Annotated in this window: 1 protein-coding gene; it reads left to right on the forward strand. The window is 74.7% G+C overall.

From position 1 onward, the window contains the following. The coding region (locus AWZ10_RS27775; protein ID WP_159058363.1) for an SDR family NAD(P)-dependent oxidoreductase at positions 1–1,330 on the forward strand (1,330 nt) is incomplete at both ends.

A 1,330-nucleotide genomic window follows, 5' to 3' on the forward strand; every position in this document is an offset into this window, starting at 1 on the left:
ATCGCGCGGCACCTGGGCGCCGAGGTCTACGGCACCGCGTCGCCCGGCAAGCACGCCGCGCTGCGCGCCGCGGGCTTCGACGGCGCGCACCTGGCGTCCTCGCGGGATCTGGACTTCGAAGGAGAGTTCCTGCGCGCCACGGACGGCGAGGGCATGGATGTCGTCCTGGACTCGCTGGCCGGTGACTTCGTGGACGCGTCGCTGCGGCTGCTGCCGCGCGGCGGCCGGTTCGTCGAGATGGGCAAGACCGACATCCGTTCGGCCGACGAGGTGGCGCGGGACCGGCCCGGTGTCTCCTACCGGGCGTTCGACCTGATCGAGGCGGGCCCGCAGCGGCTCGGCGAGATGCTCGCCGAGGTGGTGGGGCTGCTGGTGGACGGCGGGCTGGAGCAGCTGCCGGTGCGCGCACTGAGCATGCTCCAGGCACCCGAGGCGTTCCGGCTGCTGGCGCAGGCGCAGCAGATCGGCAAGATCGTGCTGACCGTGCCCCGCGCGCTCGACCCCGACGGCACGGTGCTGCTCACCGGCGCCACCGGGGCGATCGGCGCCCTGGTGGCCCGTCACCTGGTGACCCGGCACGGTGTCAGGCACCTTCTCCTGACCAGCCGCAGCGGCACGGACGCGGCCGGTGCGCCGGAGCTGCTCGCCGAACTGGCCGCGCTCGGCGCCGAGGTGAACCTGGTGGCCTGCGACACGGCCGACCGGGACAGCCTGGCGGCGCTGCTCGCCGGGGTCGACCCGGCGCACCCGCTGACTGGGGTGGTGCACTCGGCCGGTGTGCTCGACGACTGTGTGCTGGACGCCCTCACCCCCGAGCGGGTCGCCCGGGTGCTGCGGCCGAAGGTGGACGCCGCGTGGAACCTGCACGAGCTGACCCGGGACGCGGACCTCGCGGCCTTCGTGCTGTTCTCCTCGATGGCGGGCACCGTGGGCTCCGCGGGCCAGGCCAACTACGCGGCGGCCAACGTCTTCCTGGACGCCCTCGCCCAGCACCGCGCGGAGTCGGGGCTGCCCGGCCACTCGCTGGCCTGGGGCCCGTGGGATCTTCGGGACAGCAGCACGATGATGCGGGACGTCGGCGACAGCGATCTCGCCCGGATCGCCCGGACGGGTCTGGTGCTGCTGCCCGCACAGGACGGCCTGGCGCTGTTCGACGCGGCCCTCGTTTCGACCGAGGCCGCGACCGTGCCGGTGCAGTGGGACTTCCGGCAGCTGAAGGCCCGTGCCGCCGCCGGTGACCTGCCGGCGGTGCTGCGGCGTCTGGGTGGCATCGTGCGCCGTACCGCCGCGGGTGGTGCCGTAGCGGCCGGCGACTCGGCGCTGCGCGGCC

It is taken from the genome of Streptomyces europaeiscabiei, from assembly GCF_001550375.1.
Classification (GTDB): Bacteria; Actinomycetota; Actinomycetes; order Streptomycetales; family Streptomycetaceae; genus Streptomyces; species Streptomyces europaeiscabiei.